Genomic DNA, 17,190 nt, shown 5'->3' on the forward strand with positions numbered 1-17,190 from the left:
GGAGAAAGATGATTGGCCATGATCAAACCACATCCCGGAGACAAGCGCGAGTGGCCACACTGACAACCCTGATCTCAACTCCCGTCCATGGAAAGAAGGTCTATATTTATTACTCGGGCCTCGGCCTCGTCCCCGCTCCCCCCAATTCGTGATGTGGCCACTGAACAAGCCCTCCGCTTTGAAATCCTCGCATCCCGGGAGGTGCGCGATGGACGAAGCACTCAGAAACAAGATCCTGAACCTGCTGGACGAACACCGGATCATGAGCGTCGCCACCCTGCGCCCGGATGGCTGGCCCCAGGTGACCACCGTCGGCTACGTGCACGATGGCCTGACGCTGTACTTCCTCTGCGGCCTGGACAGCCAGAAGGCCCGGAACCTGGCCCATGACAACCGGGTGTCCCTGACCATCGACCACGACACCGCCGACCTCATGGCGATCAGTGGTCTTTCCATGGCGGCCCATGCGGAACCTGTGATTGATCGGGACGAAGCCCAGAAGGTCCTGGGCCTGCTCGCCCAGGCGTATCCCGAGCAGGACACGTCAAAGCTGGAGATTGAAATGCCCACCCCGGATGACGTCCGGATATTCCGTGTCACACCGACGGTGATCTCGGTGCTGGATTACTCGAAGGGGTTCGGGCACACGGATCTGGTGGAGATGGGGGATGGATGAGGCGTGCCGTGGTTGCTTAGACACATCATCTCGCTGTGAAGTAACGGATTGTACGGATTGGATCATCCATAATTCGGATTGTGGATATCCCAATCCGCTCCATCATTTTTATAGCGCTACTGGGTATAGAAATGAACCTGAGAGCGTACATGTTGAAGAGTTGCATATCTAGCATCCTTAATATTTAGCTCTGGGATGTACACATTAAAGCCTGTGCTATTTCCAGAAGATATTCTATTTATTGTGAACTCTCTACTCTTCCCATTCACAGAGAGCTCGAAAACAACATTAGTATGATCTACCGATCGAGAGTTAATAACACGACCAGAAAACCTGACTCCGGTCTGGTGCACCTCTTGTGATGCACCTGACAAAAAGAAAGAACTATCTATAGGCTGCACTTCTTGAACGGTGAAATCAACCTCGTACTTTGAGGTTATCGCTTGGTACAGAATGTCCGCTCTTCTGGACTGCTCATCATTAATAACCAATAACAATATTCCAAGAACTACAATCAGGAAGAAATTTAACTTTGACAGGAAGCTAGATGATTTCTTTTTTTCTGTACTCTCGCTCATCGAGGATCACCTTCTCTAAGCTCATATAAGAAACAGGAGCAGAGAACAAATATCGCTAATATTAGAGAAAATTCCTCTCTAACCCGGTTTATGCCAGTTGCCTAATATTAGAGAAAATGCCTCTCTGACCCGGTTTATGCTTAGTGGAGCCGAACGAATAGTGACGCATAACGCCGTGCTAACCGGCCGCGGGCCGATAGTGGTTGGTTTGAACGTAACATTTCCCCGCAGGCCCGGTTGAGCACATAGTTAGATTTCATTACCCGCCGCAGCCAGGGGGCAAATACTGAACAGACGAAATGTTGATTGTGCGGAACAGGTGGGAAACCGCGTCAAGCGCGGATGACAGGCCACGGTCAATGAAGGCAACCTCAACGCGCCATCCCTTTTCATTTGCTCTAATGAGTGGCGGCACGTAGTCAGCATCGCCGGCAACCAATACAATCGTGGATGGACCTTGGTGCTCGTAGAGCGTTGATGTGATCTCGGTGATGAGATAAGCGTCGTCCTGCTTTGAACGCTGCCCCCCTCCTGCCCCACTGAGGTAACCCCGCCGGACCGTGAACCCTTGGTTCTCAGCGATCTTCCAGAACGAGTCGTCATCGGGGATGACGCCGGCAATGTAGGCGCTTTTTACGAAACGTGTTTTCCCGCTAGCGTCCCTTGAGGCCGCCGTAAGCAAGCGACCAAAGTCAACCCTGTACCCACGGCTTTGCCCAGAGTTTAGGACGCCCCAAAACAGATTCTGGTCGTCCACAAACACATGAACAGAATCGTTCGCCAACTCGCCATGGGCCTTTGCTGATCCTGGCCTGATGTAAGCGGCAGGCTCTTTCTTCGTCTTCTTCTTTGATGACACGATGACCTCCAGTGATGAAATCTAACAGTGCATTAGGCTGACGCAGGAGTATTGGGTGATAGGCTGCATCTGCCTATTGCACGAACGCGCGGTTCTGCCTGGTATCAGAGTGGAGCCAGTGAATCCACGGGCAGGATGCCCAGCTTTGCGACAAGGAGCAGTCATATGTCGGATCCCTCCCCTCCTTATTCCCATGCGGCCTCGCGGTTTTATGCTAACTATCTGAGGCTATTGGAAAAGAATGGCATTCCTGAACGCCAGCGGCGCTGGTATGTCAGGCACATCGAAGCGTTTATTAAGGCCCAAAAAAGGCGTCGGATCAACCATAAGCCTGCCGCTCCTCAAAGCCACCAATCACTGGCATTCCCCGTGGCTCTGTGCCTCCGTGAGAGGACAACAAGCTTTTTCTCTCACGGAGGCACGGAGCCACGGAGGAAACACATTTGAAGCGATACTCAACAGGCCAGTGACACGCCCGCACATCGGATCTATCGTTATCCCATCACCCGTTGCCAATCCACACCCCCATGCCCACCCTCCCCCACTGGCAGCACTTCCCCCACCAGGCCGACATGGGCGTGCGCGGCCATGGGGAGACCCAGGCCCAGGCCTTCGAGCAGGCAGCGCTGGCGATGACCGCCGTGGTCACCGATCCCGCCGGCATCGAGCCCCGGGAGGTCATCGAGATCCACTGCGAGGCACCGGAGACCGAGATCCTGCTCTATGATTTTCTCAATGCCCTGGTCTATGAAATGGCGGTGGGCAAGCGCCTGTTCTCCCGCTTCGAGGTGCGCATCGAGGGCGAGAAGCTCAGCGCCACGGCCTGGGGCGAACCGGTGGACGTGGCCCGCCACCAGCCGGCGGTGGAGGTCAAGGGCGCCACCTTCACCCAGCTCCAGGTGGCCCGGCAGCCGGATGGGCAGTGGATGGCGCAGTGTGTGCTGGATATCTGAAAAACCTTGTTCTCTCGCGGAGGCGCGGAGGCGCTGGGAAAACCAAAAGGAAATATTTCTCGCAAAGACGCGAAGACGCGAAGGAAAAGCTTTTTTGAGTTTTAACCTATTCAATGCCTTTCTTGGCGTCTTTGCGTCTTCGCGAGAGATCATGCCTTTGACTTTCCCCCGCGTCTCCGCGCCTCCGCGAGAGAACCGCCTTTCCTGATTTCGGAGACCCCCATGGACCCGAATCGCTTCACGAAACTCTCCGACACCGCCTGGCAGCTTGAGCCCACGGGCAAGATGCGCGTGCCGGCGATCCTGTACGCCAGCGAGGCGTTGCTGCGGGAGATGGACGACAAGGTGGCCGAGCAGGCGACCAACGTCGCCACCCTGCCCGGCATCGTGCAGGCCAGCTACGCCATGCCCGACGCCCACTGGGGCTACGGCTTTCCCATCGGCGGCGTGGCCGCCTTCGACGCAGACGCGGGCGGCGTGGTTTCGGCTGGCGGCGTAGGCTTCGACGTCTCCTGCGGCGTGCGCACCCTGCACACGGGGCTGACCCGGGAGGCGATCGAGAAGATCAAACCGGCCCTGGCCGATGCCCTGTTCGAGTCCATCCCGGCAGGACTGGGCAGCACAGGCTACATCCACCTGCGGGACCATCAGATGACGGAGATGCTGGCCGGCGGCGCGGTCTGGGCGGTGCAACAGGGCTACGGCGAGGCGGCGGACCTGGAACGCATCGAGGAACACGGCCGCATGGCCGGTGCCGATCCCCACGCGGTCTCGGAGCAGGCGCGCAAGCGCCAGCGCAACGAGATGGGCACCCTGGGTTCAGGCAATCACTATCTCGAGGTGCAGCACGTCACCGAGATCTACGATCCCGCCGTGGCCAAGGTGTTCGGCCTGGCCGTGGGCCAGGTGGTGGTGAGCATCCATTGCGGCTCCCGGGGCCTGGGCCACCAGATCGGCACCGAGTTCCTGCGCGAGATGGCGGTGGCGGCGAACCGCCACGGCATCGAGCTGCCGGACCGGGAACTGGCCTGCGCGCCCATCCGCTCGGAACTGGGCGAGCGCTACCTGGGCGCCATGCGCTCGGCCATCAACTGCGCGCTGGCCAACCGCCAGATCCTCACCCACCTGACCCGGCGCGTGTTCGCGAAGGTCCTGCCCGAGGCGCGCCTGGACCTGCTCTACGACGTCTCCCACAACACCTGCAAGGTGGAGACCCACAGCATCGACGGCAGCCCTCGCCAGCTCTACGTGCACCGCAAGGGCGCCACCCGCGCCTTCGGCCCCGGCCACCCGGACCTGCCCGACGCCCTGCGCCCGGTGGGCCAGCCGGTGCTGATCGGCGGCTCCATGGGCACGGCCTCCTACATCCTGGTGGGCACCAACGAGGGCGAACGGCTGTCCTTCAACTCCGCCTGCCACGGCGCGGGCCGGGCCATGAGCCGGCATGCCGCGACCCGCCAGTGGCGCGGCCGCGCGCTGGTGGATGAGCTGGCCGGGCGCGGCATCCTGATCCGCAGCCCCAGCCTGCGCGGCGTGGCCGAGGAGGCGCCCGGGGCGTACAAGGACGTGAGCGAGGTGGTGAAGGCGACCCACCAGGCGGGCCTGGCGAGGATGGTGGCGCGGGTGGAGCCGTTGGTGTGCATCAAGGGGTAGACGGTTCGGCCCGGGGTCGGGCCTCCTACATTGGGTAGCCGGTAGTCCTTGTATGCGCCCTCGATAACGCAAAGGGCGCAGAGACGCAGAGGACGCAAAGCTTTCTTCCGTGATGAAAAATCCTTGCGGCCTTTGCGCCTTGGCGATCTCTGCGCCGCCAGATCTGCCAACGTGGCTCGCCGGATGCGCTGCGCTTATCCGGCCTACGGTGTAAGAGACTGTTCTCTGTGACCTCTGTGCCCTCTGTGGCGAGTCGCCGTTTGGTTTGTAGGGTTCGCGTTGCTCACCCCAGCCACCATGAACACCTGGGCATAGATCGCGTTTTGACGTATCGGCTTTGAACTTGCACTTGAATGCTTGTTAGGGTGGTGAGGTACTCATCAGACCCGAAAGGAGGATCGCCATGCGTGATCGCGACACGAACCTCACCCGCCGCCGTCTGCTTGCAGGCCTCGTGGCCGTACCGGCCGCGCCCCTGGTGTTCATGCCCGCCATGGCCAGCGAACGGCTGAGCGAGGATGACCCCCAGGCCCGGGCCCTGAACTACCGGCACGATGCCAGCGCCGTAGAGCACCCGGATTACCGCGAGGGCCAGACCTGCGCCAACTGCCAGCTGTACACCGATGCCGATGCCGCCGAATGGGGGCCCTGCGCCGCCTTCCCCGGCAGGCTGGTGGCCGCCGGCGGCTGGTGCAGCGCCTGGGTACCGAGGGCTTAACCCGCATATCTCACCGGGATCGCGGGAGCAGGCGAAGGATTCGCGTTTGTAGGCGCCGCTCTGGAGCGAAACCCATAGCCGTTGCTATGGGTTGAGTGAAGAGCAAGCCTACGAACGCGAAGACGAGCCTGAACTGCGATAGTACACCGGCGGGAACAGACTGTGATGCTGAGGTTGCCGACCATTTCAGTGTATTCCACTTGCATTTCAGCCTGTTACGCGTCCGCCGGTGTCCGACCGGTGAGATATGCGGGTTAAGTGCGTAGCTTGGGGTGAACAGCGTGAACCCCAGCAGGGGCAATACCGGTCACACCGCCCCGCTGGGCTTCGCGGCGCTCAGCCCAGGCTACCGCTGACAAGCCAAGCATCATTCGCCCCGGGGTCGGGGCTCCTACGTAGTGACAGGACAAAAAAGGCCGGTGTGATCGCGGATCACACCGGCCTTTTTTCATGAGCGTGTCAGATTCAGTGATTGCGATGCTGACCGTGACCCTGGTGGTGCCCACCCATGGTCATGCGGCGCACGGGGGCCATGATCTCCAGGGTGCTGCCGTCGTCGAACTCCAGGGTCAGGGGCACGTCGATGCCGGGCTGCAGGTCGGTGTTCAGGTCCATGAGCATGATGTGCAGGCCGCCGGGCTCCAGCGCCACGGTCTGGCCGGCGGGCAGGTCGATGTGGTCCACGTGACGCATCTGCATCATGCCGGTCTGCATGTCGTGCACGTGGGTGTGCAGCTCGACCCGGTCGGAGACCGTGGAACGGGCCGCCACCAGCCGGTGGTCGGTGCTGGCGTTGTTGCGCAGGCTGAGATAGCCGGCGGTGATCTTCATGTTGGGGGGCGTGGAACGCACCCAGGCGCCCTCCACCACTTCCATCCGGGAGGCGGCATCCTGGGCGAACACGGGGCTGGCGAAGGCGAGGCTGGCGAGCAGCAGGCTGATGAAGAGGTTTTTCATGTCGGTCGTACCTTGTGCTGTATTGAGCGGAATGTCGTGCAATCCTGATACCGGTCACCGGGACCGGCACTCATACAGCGGGCGGCGCGCGCACAGGCGGTCGTTCGTGGACCGGCGCGAGCGCTGGCAGCGCGATGTTGCCTGAAGTCGGTGACTCAACGGCCCCGGCATGCGCGGCGGGCGGCACACCGGGCGGCAGCACCACCGCCTGCAACAGCTTGCAGGTGAGGCAGTCGCACACAGGCATCTCGTGGCCCGCCTGCTGATTCGCGTGATCCGGATCGGCCGCCTCCAGGGACACCGGCTGGCCGCAGAACTCGCCGTGCAGGCCGGCGAGCCAGAGGGCATCGTCCTGACCCGCCGGCATGGCGTGCACCACCGGCATCAGCAACTGCAGGCACACCGCCAGCAGGCCGAGCCAGCGGCCTGCGCGGTGGGTCAGTCGTGATGTCCGGGAGCGTGCGCGCACCTGCACCTCGAAGGCAGGGGAATCAATGACTGCCATTAAACCCCACGCGGACGGCCTTGAACAGCACCGCCCGGCGCGGGGAACAGGCCGCTCAGGACTTGCCCGCCGTGAAACCGCCGTCCACCAGCAGGTTGGCGCCGGTGATGAAGCTGGCATCATCAGAGGCGAGGAAGCTCACCGCCTTGGCCACCTCCTCCGAACGGCCCAGGCGGCCGATGGGATGCAGGGCGATCAGCGCCTTGAGGGTGGCCTCGTCCAGGTCCCGCAGCAGGGGCGTGTCGATGTAGGCGGGCGAGACGGTGTTGACCCGCACGCCGTGGGGCGCCATCTCCAGGGCCAGGGTGCGGGTGAGGTTGACCACCCCGCCCTTGGCGGCGGAATAGGCGGCGGTCATGGACTGGCCCACGTTGCCGAGGATGGAGGCGCAGTTGATCAGGCTGCCTGAGCCCTGGCGCTTCATGTGGCCGAGGGCGTGCTTGGCCACCAGGAACACGCCGGTCAGGTTGATGTCGATGATGCGCTGCCAGTCCTCGAGCGGATAGCTCTCCGCCGCGGCCATGCCGCCGATGCCGGCGTTGTTGAACACCGCGTCCACGGTGCCCAGGCGCGAGACGGTGGTCTCGAACAGGGTCTCCACCTGGGTCTCGTCGCTCACGTCCACGGGCTGGAAGATGGCGCAGCCTTCCTGACGCTCGTTGAGTTTCAGCGCCAGGGCCTCGCCCAGCTGCTCGTCCATGTCGGCGATCACCACCCGGGCGCCTTCGTTGATCATGTCCACCACCGTGGCCTCGCCGATGCCGCTGGCACCGCCCGTGACCACCGCGATCTTGTTTCTGAGTCGCATGTTGGCCTCCTCGCTCTAAAAATGCGTCTAGGCTTATCTCAACGCAGAATGCGTTATTCCACCTTGGACCATTTGGCCGCGAGATTCCACAAGGAGTGGTTCAACGATGAAAATCGTCAGACACCGTTTGCATCTGCACGACAACGACCCCTGCGAATACCGCAAGAGCCCCTGCCACGGTGGCAAGATGACGCCGCGCCTGCTGGTGATCCACTTCACCGCCGGGGCCAGCGCGGAATCCTCCATCAACTGGTTCCTCAACCCCCAGGCCAAGGCCTCCGCGCACCTGGTGATCGACCGTAACGGCCACATCACCCAGATGGTGCCCTTCGACACCGTGGCCTGGCACGCGGGGGCGAGCCGCTGGAACGATCTCAGCGGCCTCAACCACCACAGCATCGGCATCGAACTGGACAACGCCGGGCGCCTGCAGCCCCACGGGGACCAATGGCGATCCTGGTTCGGACGGGATTACCACGATGACGAGGTGCTGGTGGCCCGCCACAAGCACGAGACGGAGCCCAGCGGCTGGCAGCTCTACACCCGGGAGCAGATCGAGACGACCCTGGAAGTGGCCCAGTGCCTGTTCGCCCGCTACGGTCTGGAGGACATCGTCGGTCACGAGGACATCGCCCCCGGACGCAAGTCCGACCCGGGCCCCGCCTTTCCCATGGGCGCGCTGCGCGCCCGCCTGCTGGGCCGACAGGAGGACAGCCTGCCGGTGATGCGCACCACCACGGGACTCAACATCCGCAGCGGCCCGGGCGTGAGGCACCCGCTGCTGCCCAGCGGCCCGCTACCCCAGGGGGTGAAGCTGGAAGTGATAGACCAGGACGGGGACTGGCGCCGGGTCAGCGTGCTGGAGGCGGTCAACGGGCTGTCGGACCTGGAGGGGTGGGTGCACGGGCGGTATCTGGAGCCCGTGGAGGCGTGACGGCAGGGTTCCCGTAGTTCGGCCTTCAGGCCGATAGCGGAGGCTTCGATGGACACCGGCTGTCGGGCTGAAGCCCGACCTACGGGGGAATGGCTGGGCCGCACGTTGGACCTTCGTAGGTCGGCCTTCAGGCCGACAGCGGAGGCTTCGATGGGCGCCGGCGTCGGGCTGAAGCCCGACCTACGGGGGAATGGCTGGGCCGCACGTTGGACCGTCGTAGGTCGGCCTTCAGGCCGACAGCGGAGGCTTCGATGGGCGCCGGCGTCGGGCTGAAGCCCGACCTACGGGGGAATGGCTGGGCCGCACGTTGGACCGTCGTGGGTCGGCCTTCAGGCCGACTGCGGAGGCTTCGATGGGCACCGGCGTCGGGCTGAAGCCCGACCTACGGGGGAATGGCTGGGCCGCGCGTTGGACCGTCGTAGGTCGGCCTTCAGGCCGACAGCGGAGGCTTCGGTGGGCGCCGGCGTCGGGCTGAAGCCCGACCTACGGGGCGCCGGGAATCAGCCCTGGGCGCCGTGCTGCTTGAGCCAGGCCAGGCGCCAGAGCTTGAGGGCGAGCAGCACCACGGGGGGCCAGGTGCATGAACAGGTCGAAGATGTCCAGGGGCCGGGTGAGCGTGCCCTCGAACAGCATGCGGGTCTTCTCGACCAGGTGGGGCTCCGGCACGAAGGGCGCAAGACCCAGGCCGATACCGAAGAACAGGGCGAACATCAGCGGGACGCTGTCGATGAATCTGAGGGCACGATTTTTCATGGGGCGCGATTGTACACAAGCGGGCCCCAGGATGCCCGTGATGCCTGGCCCGTCAGTCTCCCAGAGTGTCGAGATTGACCCGCAGCAGGTCCTCGGGCCGGTCCAGGTCGGGCAGCGGCTCCAGGCACTGCACGGCAAGCCCTGCGTCCCGGGCCCGTGCGAGCGTCTCTGCAAACACCCGCTCCGTGCCCCAGGGCATGTGGGTGAACAGGTCAGGCTCCGCCCGCCCCGCGCCGATGAGCACGTAACCGCCGTCCTCGGCGGGTCCCAGCACCAGGTCCACGCCCGACTCGAGCCAGTCCATGGCACGGCGCAGGTGGTCCGCCGAGAGTACCGGACAGTCGGTGCCCACCAGCACCGCATGCTCGCCCGCCGCCCGGGCATCGGCAAGCGCCGTGTGCATGCGCGCCCCCAGATCACCCTCGGGCTGTTCCCGTAGCACCACGCCGTAACGATCCTCGCAGGCCGAGAAAAAATCATCCCCGGCATCGGGGCTGCACCAGAGTTCCAGCCGCCCCGGCGCGGCCTCCCGGGCCACCCTCAGGGTGCGATGGATGAGCCGGGCATGCAGCGCGGCGGCCCCCTCGGCGCCCAGGGCCAGGATCAGCCGGGTCTTGGTCTGGCCAGGGATGGGCGCGCGGGCGAAGACCTGGATGCGGGTCACCGGTACCACCTCGCCAGGCGCGCCGGCTTCACGCCCAGGGCATAGGCCAGGCGCAGCCACCACATGAGCAGAACGGTGCGCAGGATGCCGCGGGTCTCCCAGCGGCGGCTGGAGGTGATGAGCGGCGTGCGCACACAGGCGGGGCGGCCCAGGGCGCGCTTCAGGCGCTTGCTCAGCGCGATGTCCTCCATGAGTTCGATGGCGGGGAAGCCGCCCAGGGACTGGAAGTCCTCGCGCCCCAGGAACATCCCCTGGTCGCCGGTGGCGATGCCGGTCAGGCAGGAGCGCAGGTTCATGGCCCGCTCCACCACCCTCAGCATCGGCTGCTCACCGGAGAGACGCACGTCGAAGCGACCCCACGCCCGCCGGGACAGGGCCTCGCGGATGTGTTCATCGGCCTCCTCCGGGATGCGGCTGTCGCCGTGCAGGAACCACAGCACCTCGCCCCGGGCCACTGCGGCCCCGGCGTTCATCTGCCGCGCCCGGCCCCGCCCCCGTTGCAGCAGACGGTCCACCCAGCCGGCGGCTATTTCACGGGTGCCGTCGCTGCTGCCGCCGTCCACCAGGATCAGTTCGGCGCCCCGTTCGCGCAGGGGCGCCAGTTGTTCCAGCAATGCGCCGATGCCCTCGGCCTCGTTGAGCACGGGGATCACCACCGACAGCCAGGGTGTCTCGCGGTGATCCATGCTCAGGGTTCAGCGGCTGACCGGCAGGCCGGCCCGGATCCAGGCCTCCATGCCGCCGGCCACCACCCGGGCATCCACCACCCCGGCCCTGGCCAGGGCCTGCCAGGCCCTGGCGGAGCGCCGGTCGGTGCGGCAGATGATGGCCAGCGGACCGCCATGGGACTCGGCCACCCGCTGGGGATCGGCGAGCAACTGGTCCACGGGGATGTGCACCGCGCCCTGGACATGTCCCTCGGCAAACTCATCCGCGCCGCGCACGTCGAGCAGGGTGACCCGTCCCGCATCCAGGCGCTCGTGGAGTTCCTGCACCGACAGGTCCCGGCCCCGGCGCATGCGGGTAACAAGGCGCGGCAGGAACATCACTGCGGCCAGGATCGCCAGGGCGATGAGCACGGTCTGGATCACCCCCTCGCCGCCGGCCATTGCCTCCCGGCCGGCGTAGCCCAGCCAGGTGTAGGCAAAGGCCCCCGGGGCCATGCACACGAAGGTGGCCAGGACGTAGTGCCAGAACGGGATGCGGGTCAGGCCCAGGGCGTAGTTGAGCAGGTTGTAGGGGAACAGGGGCACCAGCCGCGTGAAGGCCACGAAACGCCAGCCTTCCTGCTCCACGCCGCGCACCAGCATCGACAGCCGGCCACCGGCCCGGCGCTGGGTCCAGTCGGCGGCCAGGTAGCGGGACACCAGGAAGGCCAGGGTCGCGCCCACGGTGGCACCCACCAGGCTGTAAACAGTGCCCCAGACGGGACCGAACAGGGCACCGCCGGCCAGGGTCAGCACCGAGCCGGGCAGGAAGAACACCGCCGCCAGGGCGTAGAGACCCATGAAGATCAGCGGCGCGGTGAAGCCCAGTTCAGCCATCCGGGTCTCCAGGGCCTCTACGGTGAAGGCATCCCGGTACATCACCGCGAGCACGATGCCCGCCAGCACCAGCAGGCCCAGGCCGATGCGCAGCCAGACCCTGGCGGACTTCATGGCTTTTTCTCCCACTGGCGACGGTTGATGGCGTAGTCGGTGACCTTGCCCACGAAGGGCATCAGCAACATGCCCTTGAGGCCGTCGCACTGGCGCGGGTCGCGGAAGGTGTCGATGCCGATGGTCATGCCCTCGTGGCCTTCCCGGGGCTGGGCCTTGTAGGTGCCGAACAGGCGATCCCACCAGGGCAGGTTGAAGCCGAAGTTGGAGTTGGTCTCGTCATCGGCCACGGAATGGTGCACCCGGTGCATGTCCGGGGTGACCACGAACAGGCGCAGCACCCGGTCCAGGCCCAGGGGCAGACGCAGGTTGCTGTGGTTGAACATGGAGGTGGCGTTCAACAGGATCTCGAACAGGATCACCGCCAGCACCGGCGGGCCCAGCACCGTGATCACGGCGAACTTGATCCCCATGGACAGGATGATCTCCAGGGGGTGGAAGCGCAGGCCGGTGGTGACATCGAAGTCCAGGTCCGCGTGGTGCACCCGGTGCAGGCGCCACAGGGCAGGCACCGCGTGGACCATCACGTGCTGCAGCCAGATCATGAAATCCAGCACCAGCACCGACACCAGCACCGCGATCCAGAAAGGCAGCTCGAAGGTATTGAACACCCCCCAGCCCGTCGACTGGGCGAACACCGCCATCCCCACCGCCGCAGCGGGAAACAGCAGGCGCAGGAGCACGGTGTTGATCACCACGATGCCTAGGTTGCTGGTCCAGCGCTGCAGGCGGGTGAGCAGGCGCTGACGCCGGGGCAGCAGGGCCTCGGCGATGCCCAGCAGCAGCAGGATGCCCAGGAAGAAACCGAGCCGCAGGGCGGCCTCGTTGGCGGTGATCCATTCGGTCATGGCGGACTCTCTGAGTGCGTGAGGGGTGAGGCGACATGGTTCAAGCTTGGCGATACGAACCGTACGTCTCTCGATTTCGCCTGTCACCTCACCCCGAGCAATATTCAATAAATCAATTGAATATTGATTACGGCGCAGTTTCGCGCTCTAATGCCCCCATGTCAAGCACGAACATCAAGCACCTGCTGCTGGCCCAGTTCGCCCGCCTGGGCAAGGCCCTGAGCCATCCGAACCGCCTGGAGCTGCTGGAGTTCCTGGCCCAGGGATCCCGGGGGGTGGATGAGCTGGCGGGCCTCAGCGGCCAGAGCGTGGCCAACACCTCCCAGCATCTTCAGCAGCTGCGCCAGGCGGGCCTGGTGGAATCCCGGCGCCAGGGCCAGCGGGTGCTCTACAGCCTGGCGGGCGACGACGTGATCGCCCTCATGGATGCCCTGCGCCGGGTGGCCCGGCAGCACATCCCCGACGTGGATCACCTGGTGCACCGGCACCTGGATCCCCGGGACGCCATGGAACCGGTGCCCGTGGATCAGCTGCTGGAACGCATTCGCCGGGGCGAAGTGACCGTGGTGGACGTGCGCCCCGAAGCGGAGTTCCAGGCCGGTCACGTGCCCGGCGCCATCAACATCCCCCTCGATGAACTGGAGGCCCGCCTCGGCCAGCTGGACCCCGGGCGCGAGGTGATCGCCTATTGCCGGGGACCCTACTGCGTGCTCGCCTACGACGCGGTCCACAACCTGCGCGAAAAGGGCTTCCGCGCCCGGCGCATGGAAGACGGCTACCCGGAATGGAAGAACGCGGGTCTGCCGGTGGAGAAGGCGGCATCGTAGGTCGGGGTGCGCGCAGCGAACCCTAACCTACGACACTTCAGGGGGCGTGGCATCACGACGTAGGTCGGCCTTCAGGCCGACGCCGGTGGCCATCGAAGCCTGCGCTGTCGTCCTGAAGGCCGACCTACGGTACTCGCGCCCAAGCCCTCACCCCTTTCATCCTTCCGCCTTCATCCTTCATCCTTGCAGCCATGGACACCCTTCAGGCCCTCATCGCCAGCCTCTCCGCTCTGCTGGTGCTGGGCATCGCCCTCTACAGCGCGGCACATGCCCTGCTCAACAAACGCGACACCCGGGCGGTGATCGCCTGGGTGGGACTGATCATGCTCCTGCCCCTGGGCGGTTCGATCCTGTACTGGCTGCTGGGGGTCAACCGCATCAAGAGCCGGGCCCGCGCCCTGCGCGAGGCGGCGGGGCACCCGCAGGCACCGCTCCCACGAACCGTGGTGCCGGCACCCATCGACGAGCGCTGGCAACCCCTGGTACGCGCAGGCGACGCCCTGAGCCCTTTCCCCTACACCGGCGGCAACAGGCTGGAACCCCTGGTCAACGGCGAGACCGCCTACCCGGCCATGCTCGAGGCCATCAACGGCGCGAAGCACAGCGTGGCGCTGGCCACCTACATCTTCGACCACGACCCCACGGGTAAGGAATTCCGCGACGCGCTGATCCGCGCCCACGAACGGGGCGTGGCGGTGCGCGTGCTCATCGACGGGGTGGGTGTGCGCTACAGCCGGCGCAGCATGCAGCGGGCCCTGCGCCGTGCTGGCGTGCCGGCGCGACTGTTCCTGCCCATGCACCTGCCACGCACGCTCGCGGCCTTCAACCTGCGCAATCACCGCAAGCTGCTGGTGGTGGACGGACACACCGGCTTCACCGGCGGCATGAACCTGCGCGCCGGACATCGGATCGACCTGGACGTACGCCACCCAGTGCAGGACCTGCACTTCCAGGTGCGGGGACCGGTGGTGGCGCAGATGCAGCGGGTATTCACCGATGACTGGCGCTTCGCCACCGGCGAAACACTGCAGGGTGACGACTGGTTCCCGCCGCTCCCGTCCGCGGGCGATGTGCCCGCGCGCGGCGTCCCCGACGGCCCCGACGAGCACTTCGAGACCCTGCGCCAGCTGATGCTCGCCGCGCTCGCCGAGGCCCGGGAGAGCATCACGGTGATGACCCCCTACTTCCTGCCCGACGGCTCGCTGATCTCGGCGCTCAACAGCGCCGCGCTGCGCGGGCTCAAGGTGGACATCCTGCTGCCGGCACGGGGCAACCTGCCCCTGGTGCAATGGGCCTCAGAGGCCATGCACTGGATGGTGCTGGAACGGGGCTGCCGCATCTGGCTCACGCCGCCGCCCTTCGATCACTCCAAGCTGCTGCTGGTGGACGGCGAGTGGGTGCTGCTGGGTTCCGCCAACTGGGACCCGCGCAGCCTGCGGCTCAATTTCGAGTTCAACCTGGAATGCCTGGACCCGGCACTGGGCCGGCAGATGCAGGACTGGGTGGAAGCACGCAAACGCGAGGCGCGTGCGCTGACACTCGAGGAAAGCCAGAGGCGATCCCTGCCCGTGCGGCTGAGGAACGGCGCCGCAAGGTTGCTGACGCCTTATCTATGAAGGCGCTAGAGACAAGATGCAAGATGCAAGAGACAAGAAATGATTACTTGCCTCTTGCCTCTAGCCACTTGTCTCTGACGCTTTCTTACACCTTAAACTGCCCCACCATCCCCTGAAGCTCCGCGGCCAGGCGCGCCAGTTCATCGCTGGCGGTGCTGATCTGCTGGGAGCCGGAGGCGGTTTCGTCCACGGCCTGGCTGATGTTCACCACGTTACGGTTGATCTCCTCGGCCACGGCGGACTGCTCCTCGGCGGCGCTGGCGATCTGGGTGTTCATGTCGGTGATGCGCGCCACGGCGCCGGTGATGCTCTTCAGGGACTGACCCGCCTTGGCGGCCTGTTCGACGCTACCAGTGGCCTGGACACGGCCCTTCTCCATCACGGTCACCGCACTGCTGGCATTGCCCTGCAGACGCTCGATCATCTCCTGGATGGTGTGGGTGGATTCCTGGGTGCGGGAGGCGAGCGTGCGCACCTCGTCGGCCACCACCGCGAAGCCCCGGCCCTGTTCGCCGGCGCGCGCCGCCTCGATGGCGGCATTGAGCGCCAGCAGGTTGGTCTGTTCAGCGATGCCGCGGATCACGTCCAGCACCTTGCCGATCTCCTCGCTGTCCGCGGACAGGCGCTGGATCACGCCGGCGGCGTTCTCCACCTCGGAGGCCAGGGACTCGATGGAGCGGATGGTGGCACCCACCACGTCGCGACCGGCGCTGGCCTCCTGGTCCGTCTCCCGGGCGGCAGCAGCCGCGTCGGTGGCGTTGCGCGCCACTTCCTGCACCGTGGCGGTCATCTCGTTCATGGCCGTGGCCACCTGGTCGGTCTCGTTCTGCTGGCGGCGCACCTGGTTGGTGGTCTGTTCCGCGGTGGCGGACAGTTCCTCAGAGGCTGCAGCCAGCTGGGAAGTGGCACCCGCCACCTGGCGCACCACGTCCTGGATCTTGGTCACGAAGGCATTGAAGGCCACCGCCAGCTGGGTGAGTTCGTTCTTGCCCTCCACCGGCAGGCGCTGAGTCAGGTCGCCCTCGCCCTGGGCGATGTCGTCCAGGCGCGCCACGGTCTCGCACAGGGGCTTGACGATTCCTCGGGCAATCACCCAAGCAAGCCCCATGCCCAGCACCAACACCAGCAGACCCACGCCGAGCACGGAGAACAGGGCCTCCCGGTAACCTGCCACGTACTCGCTGCGATCCACCATCAGTTCCAGCACACCCACCGGCTGGCCGGCGAAGTCGTTGATCACCCGGCCGTACACGGCCACGGGGGTACCCCGGTGCTCCGTCTGGCGCAGCACGGTCTCGCCGCGCAGGGCACGGGCCAGTTCCTCGCGGCTGAGCAGCGCCTCTTCGCCGATGGAGCTGGCGAAGCGGTTGAAGGCACCGGCATCGCCGGGAATGTGCAGCGCGGCGCCGGCCCCGTACTGACGGGTGAAATCATCGAAGAAGGACTGGCCGAAGGTCAGGCCGAACTCCACGGAGCCGGTGTGCTGGCCCTGGTAGAACATGGGCACCACGCCGCGCACGCCCAGGCCCGCGACGCCGCGCTCCAGGCCCTGCACGGCGCGCCGGGTGCGGTTGGTCTCCACCACCGTGTTGCGGAACGCCGACAGGTCATCGCCGTGTCGGTCAGGGCGGTGCACCCGCAGGTAGGAGGTGGCCGGGGCCAGGTGGAACTGGAACTGGTCAATGCCGTGGCTCTGACCCATGTTCTGAAAGATGGGCACGGTGAGTTCGGCCAGGCGGTCCCGGTCCCGGGCGGCGAAGGCGGCCTGGATCTCGGGGATGTTGCTCACCGAGGCGGCCATGGCCTCGGCCTGCTGGGATTGGGCGTCGATGGCGGTGCGCAGGGACAGGAACAGGTCCTGTAGCTGACGCTCCTCGGCCCGCTGGCTCATACCGCCCAGGTTGTTGAGCACCACCGGCAGGATCAGGCCGACGGTGAGCAGCAGGAGGATGGCGATGCCGCCCAGCAGGCGGACACTGATCTTCAGGTTGTTGAACATGGAGCAAGGCCTCTGAGAATACGGTGCGACCGTTTGCGCGCCCTGGATTGTGGGCGGCCCGAGTCTTCTTTTTATGGTTTTGTTGTTTTGCTTCTTGTGAGTTCTGTAGCGACACCCATCACGCAAACTTGAGTGACTTAGTCACTTTAGGGGCGGCATTATACGGATCGCCCCGACCTGGATG

The 17,190-nt window shown here is 65.2% G+C and carries 18 protein-coding genes; 7 read left to right on the forward strand and 11 right to left on the reverse strand.

Translation table 11 applies throughout. From position 1 onward, the window contains the following. Positions 1–208 precede the first annotated feature (208 nt). Positions 209–676 carry a pyridoxamine 5'-phosphate oxidase family protein gene (locus tag TGR7_RS09765; protein WP_012638507.1) on the forward strand — a complete coding sequence of 156 codons (468 nt, stop codon included), beginning with the start codon at positions 209–211 and terminating at the stop codon, positions 674–676. A gap of 116 nt (positions 677–792) precedes the next feature. On the opposite strand, the gene TGR7_RS17475 is transcribed toward TGR7_RS09765, so the two are convergent. Beyond that, on the reverse strand, positions 793–1,254 hold the full coding sequence (locus tag TGR7_RS17475; protein WP_148211488.1) for a hypothetical protein: 462 nt from the start codon (positions 1,252–1,254) through the stop codon (positions 793–795). A 259-nt stretch (positions 1,255–1,513) separates the two neighbouring features. Continuing rightward, positions 1,514–2,113, reverse strand: a complete 600-nt coding sequence (locus TGR7_RS09770) for an NYN domain-containing protein (RefSeq protein WP_012638508.1) — start codon at positions 2,111–2,113, stop codon at positions 1,514–1,516. A gap of 527 nt (positions 2,114–2,640) precedes the next feature. On the opposite strand from TGR7_RS09770, the gene TGR7_RS09775 reads away from it, so the two are divergent. The 3 genes from TGR7_RS09775 to TGR7_RS09785 all read left to right on the forward strand — a co-directional run bounded on the left by TGR7_RS09775 (position 2,641) and on the right by TGR7_RS09785 (position 5,437). Then, positions 2,641–3,066 (forward strand): archease, encoded by a 426-nt coding sequence (locus TGR7_RS09775; protein WP_012638509.1) that lies wholly within the window; start codon positions 2,641–2,643, stop codon positions 3,064–3,066. A 222-nt stretch (positions 3,067–3,288) separates the two neighbouring features. Then, positions 3,289–4,719, forward strand: a complete 1,431-nt coding sequence (locus tag TGR7_RS09780; protein WP_012638510.1) for an RtcB family protein — start codon at positions 3,289–3,291, stop codon at positions 4,717–4,719. Between the two features lie 403 nt (positions 4,720–5,122). Beyond that, entirely contained in the window at positions 5,123–5,437 is a 315-nt protein-coding gene (locus tag TGR7_RS09785; RefSeq protein WP_012638511.1) for a high-potential iron-sulfur protein, read from the forward strand. A 465-nt stretch (positions 5,438–5,902) separates the two neighbouring features. Here the strand turns inward: TGR7_RS09785 and TGR7_RS09790 are convergent, their stop codons facing one another. From TGR7_RS09790 to TGR7_RS09800, 3 genes are all read right to left on the reverse strand, one after another. Beyond that, positions 5,903–6,394 carry a copper chaperone PCu(A)C gene (locus TGR7_RS09790; protein WP_012638512.1) on the reverse strand — a complete coding sequence of 164 codons (492 nt, stop codon included), beginning with the start codon at positions 6,392–6,394 and terminating at the stop codon, positions 5,903–5,905. A 70-nt stretch (positions 6,395–6,464) separates the two neighbouring features. Then, positions 6,465–6,899 (reverse strand): DUF2946 domain-containing protein, encoded by a 435-nt coding sequence (locus TGR7_RS09795; protein WP_012638513.1) that lies wholly within the window; start codon positions 6,897–6,899, stop codon positions 6,465–6,467. A 55-nt stretch (positions 6,900–6,954) separates the two neighbouring features. After that, positions 6,955–7,707, reverse strand: a complete 753-nt coding sequence (locus TGR7_RS09800) for an SDR family NAD(P)-dependent oxidoreductase (RefSeq protein WP_012638514.1) — start codon at positions 7,705–7,707, stop codon at positions 6,955–6,957. Positions 7,708–7,813: 106 nt separating this feature from the next. Here TGR7_RS09800 and TGR7_RS09805 point away from each other — a divergent pair, with 106 nt between their 5' ends. Then, positions 7,814–8,641, forward strand: a complete 828-nt coding sequence (locus tag TGR7_RS09805; protein ID WP_012638515.1) for an N-acetylmuramoyl-L-alanine amidase — start codon at positions 7,814–7,816, stop codon at positions 8,639–8,641. 483 nt (positions 8,642–9,124) lie between these two features. On the opposite strand, the gene TGR7_RS09810 is transcribed toward TGR7_RS09805, so the two are convergent. From TGR7_RS09810 to TGR7_RS09830, 5 genes are read right to left on the reverse strand one after another with little or no spacing between them, the layout of a single operon-like run. After that, positions 9,125–9,394, reverse strand: coding sequence for a hypothetical protein (locus TGR7_RS09810; RefSeq protein ID WP_012638516.1), 270 nt, complete (start codon positions 9,392–9,394; stop codon positions 9,125–9,127). 52 nt (positions 9,395–9,446) lie between these two features. Beyond that, on the reverse strand, positions 9,447–10,058 hold the full coding sequence (locus TGR7_RS09815) for a TIGR04282 family arsenosugar biosynthesis glycosyltransferase (protein ID WP_012638517.1): 612 nt from the start codon (positions 10,056–10,058) through the stop codon (positions 9,447–9,449). Beyond that, a complete protein-coding gene (locus tag TGR7_RS09820; protein ID WP_012638518.1) occupies positions 10,055–10,744 on the reverse strand; it encodes a TIGR04283 family arsenosugar biosynthesis glycosyltransferase in 690 nt (229 codons plus the stop codon). The genes TGR7_RS09815 and TGR7_RS09820 overlap by 4 nt, the downstream gene beginning before the upstream one ends. Positions 10,745–10,753: 9 nt before the next feature. Beyond that, positions 10,754–11,716, reverse strand: coding sequence for a VTT domain-containing protein (locus TGR7_RS09825; RefSeq protein ID WP_012638519.1), 963 nt, complete (start codon positions 11,714–11,716; stop codon positions 10,754–10,756). Next, complete coding sequence (locus TGR7_RS09830; RefSeq protein WP_012638520.1) at positions 11,713–12,564, reverse strand: sterol desaturase family protein; 852 nt, start codon at positions 12,562–12,564, stop codon at positions 11,713–11,715. Before TGR7_RS09830 ends, TGR7_RS09825 begins: the two co-directional genes overlap by 4 nt. Positions 12,565–12,722: 158 nt before the next feature. Between TGR7_RS09830 and TGR7_RS09835 the strand changes: the two genes are divergently transcribed. Continuing rightward, entirely contained in the window at positions 12,723–13,391 is a 669-nt protein-coding gene (locus TGR7_RS09835; RefSeq protein ID WP_012638521.1) for an ArsR/SmtB family transcription factor, read from the forward strand. Between the two features lie 191 nt (positions 13,392–13,582). Continuing rightward, positions 13,583–15,007 (forward strand): phospholipase D-like domain-containing protein, encoded by a 1,425-nt coding sequence (locus tag TGR7_RS09840; RefSeq protein ID WP_012638522.1) that lies wholly within the window; start codon positions 13,583–13,585, stop codon positions 15,005–15,007. A gap of 85 nt (positions 15,008–15,092) precedes the next feature. Here the strand turns inward: TGR7_RS09840 and TGR7_RS09845 are convergent, their stop codons facing one another. Further along, positions 15,093–17,006: a methyl-accepting chemotaxis protein gene (locus tag TGR7_RS09845; protein WP_012638523.1), complete on the reverse strand. Its 1,914-nt coding sequence runs from the start codon at positions 17,004–17,006 to the stop codon at positions 15,093–15,095. Between the last annotated feature and the right edge of the window lie 184 nt (positions 17,007–17,190).

The sequence above is a fragment of the Thioalkalivibrio sulfidiphilus HL-EbGr7 genome (genome assembly GCF_000021985.1).
GTDB lineage: Bacteria > Pseudomonadota > Gammaproteobacteria > Ectothiorhodospirales > Ectothiorhodospiraceae > Thioalkalivibrio_A > Thioalkalivibrio_A sulfidiphilus.

Bases quoted from the DNA above. Each gene is read 5' to 3' on its own strand.
- TGR7_RS09840 (WP_012638522.1), top strand. From the start codon at position 13,583: ATGGACACCCTTCAGGCCCTCATCGCCAGCCTCTCCGCTCTGCTGGTG.
- TGR7_RS09775 (WP_012638509.1), top strand. From the start codon at position 2,641: ATGCCCACCCTCCCCCACTGGCAGCACTTCCCCCACCAGGCCGACATG.
- TGR7_RS09800 (WP_012638514.1), bottom strand. From the start codon at position 7,707: ATGCGACTCAGAAACAAGATCGCGGTGGTCACGGGCGGTGCCAGCGGC.
- TGR7_RS09810 (WP_012638516.1), bottom strand. From the start codon at position 9,394: ATGAAAAATCGTGCCCTCAGATTCATCGACAGCGTCCCGCTGATGTTC.
- TGR7_RS09825 (WP_012638519.1), bottom strand. From the start codon at position 11,716: ATGAAGTCCGCCAGGGTCTGGCTGCGCATCGGCCTGGGCCTGCTGGTG.
- TGR7_RS09820 (WP_012638518.1), bottom strand. From the start codon at position 10,744: ATGGATCACCGCGAGACACCCTGGCTGTCGGTGGTGATCCCCGTGCTC.
- TGR7_RS09780 (WP_012638510.1), top strand. From the start codon at position 3,289: ATGGACCCGAATCGCTTCACGAAACTCTCCGACACCGCCTGGCAGCTT.
- TGR7_RS09845 (WP_012638523.1), bottom strand. From the start codon at position 17,006: ATGTTCAACAACCTGAAGATCAGTGTCCGCCTGCTGGGCGGCATCGCC.
- TGR7_RS09795 (WP_012638513.1), bottom strand. From the start codon at position 6,899: ATGGCAGTCATTGATTCCCCTGCCTTCGAGGTGCAGGTGCGCGCACGC.
- TGR7_RS09830 (WP_012638520.1), bottom strand. From the start codon at position 12,564: ATGACCGAATGGATCACCGCCAACGAGGCCGCCCTGCGGCTCGGTTTC.
- TGR7_RS09765 (WP_012638507.1), top strand. From the start codon at position 209: ATGGACGAAGCACTCAGAAACAAGATCCTGAACCTGCTGGACGAACAC.
- TGR7_RS09790 (WP_012638512.1), bottom strand. From the start codon at position 6,394: ATGAAAAACCTCTTCATCAGCCTGCTGCTCGCCAGCCTCGCCTTCGCC.
- TGR7_RS09835 (WP_012638521.1), top strand. From the start codon at position 12,723: ATGTCAAGCACGAACATCAAGCACCTGCTGCTGGCCCAGTTCGCCCGC.
- TGR7_RS09805 (WP_012638515.1), top strand. From the start codon at position 7,814: ATGAAAATCGTCAGACACCGTTTGCATCTGCACGACAACGACCCCTGC.
- TGR7_RS17475 (WP_148211488.1), bottom strand. From the start codon at position 1,254: ATGAGCGAGAGTACAGAAAAAAAGAAATCATCTAGCTTCCTGTCAAAG.
- TGR7_RS09785 (WP_012638511.1), top strand. From the start codon at position 5,123: ATGCGTGATCGCGACACGAACCTCACCCGCCGCCGTCTGCTTGCAGGC.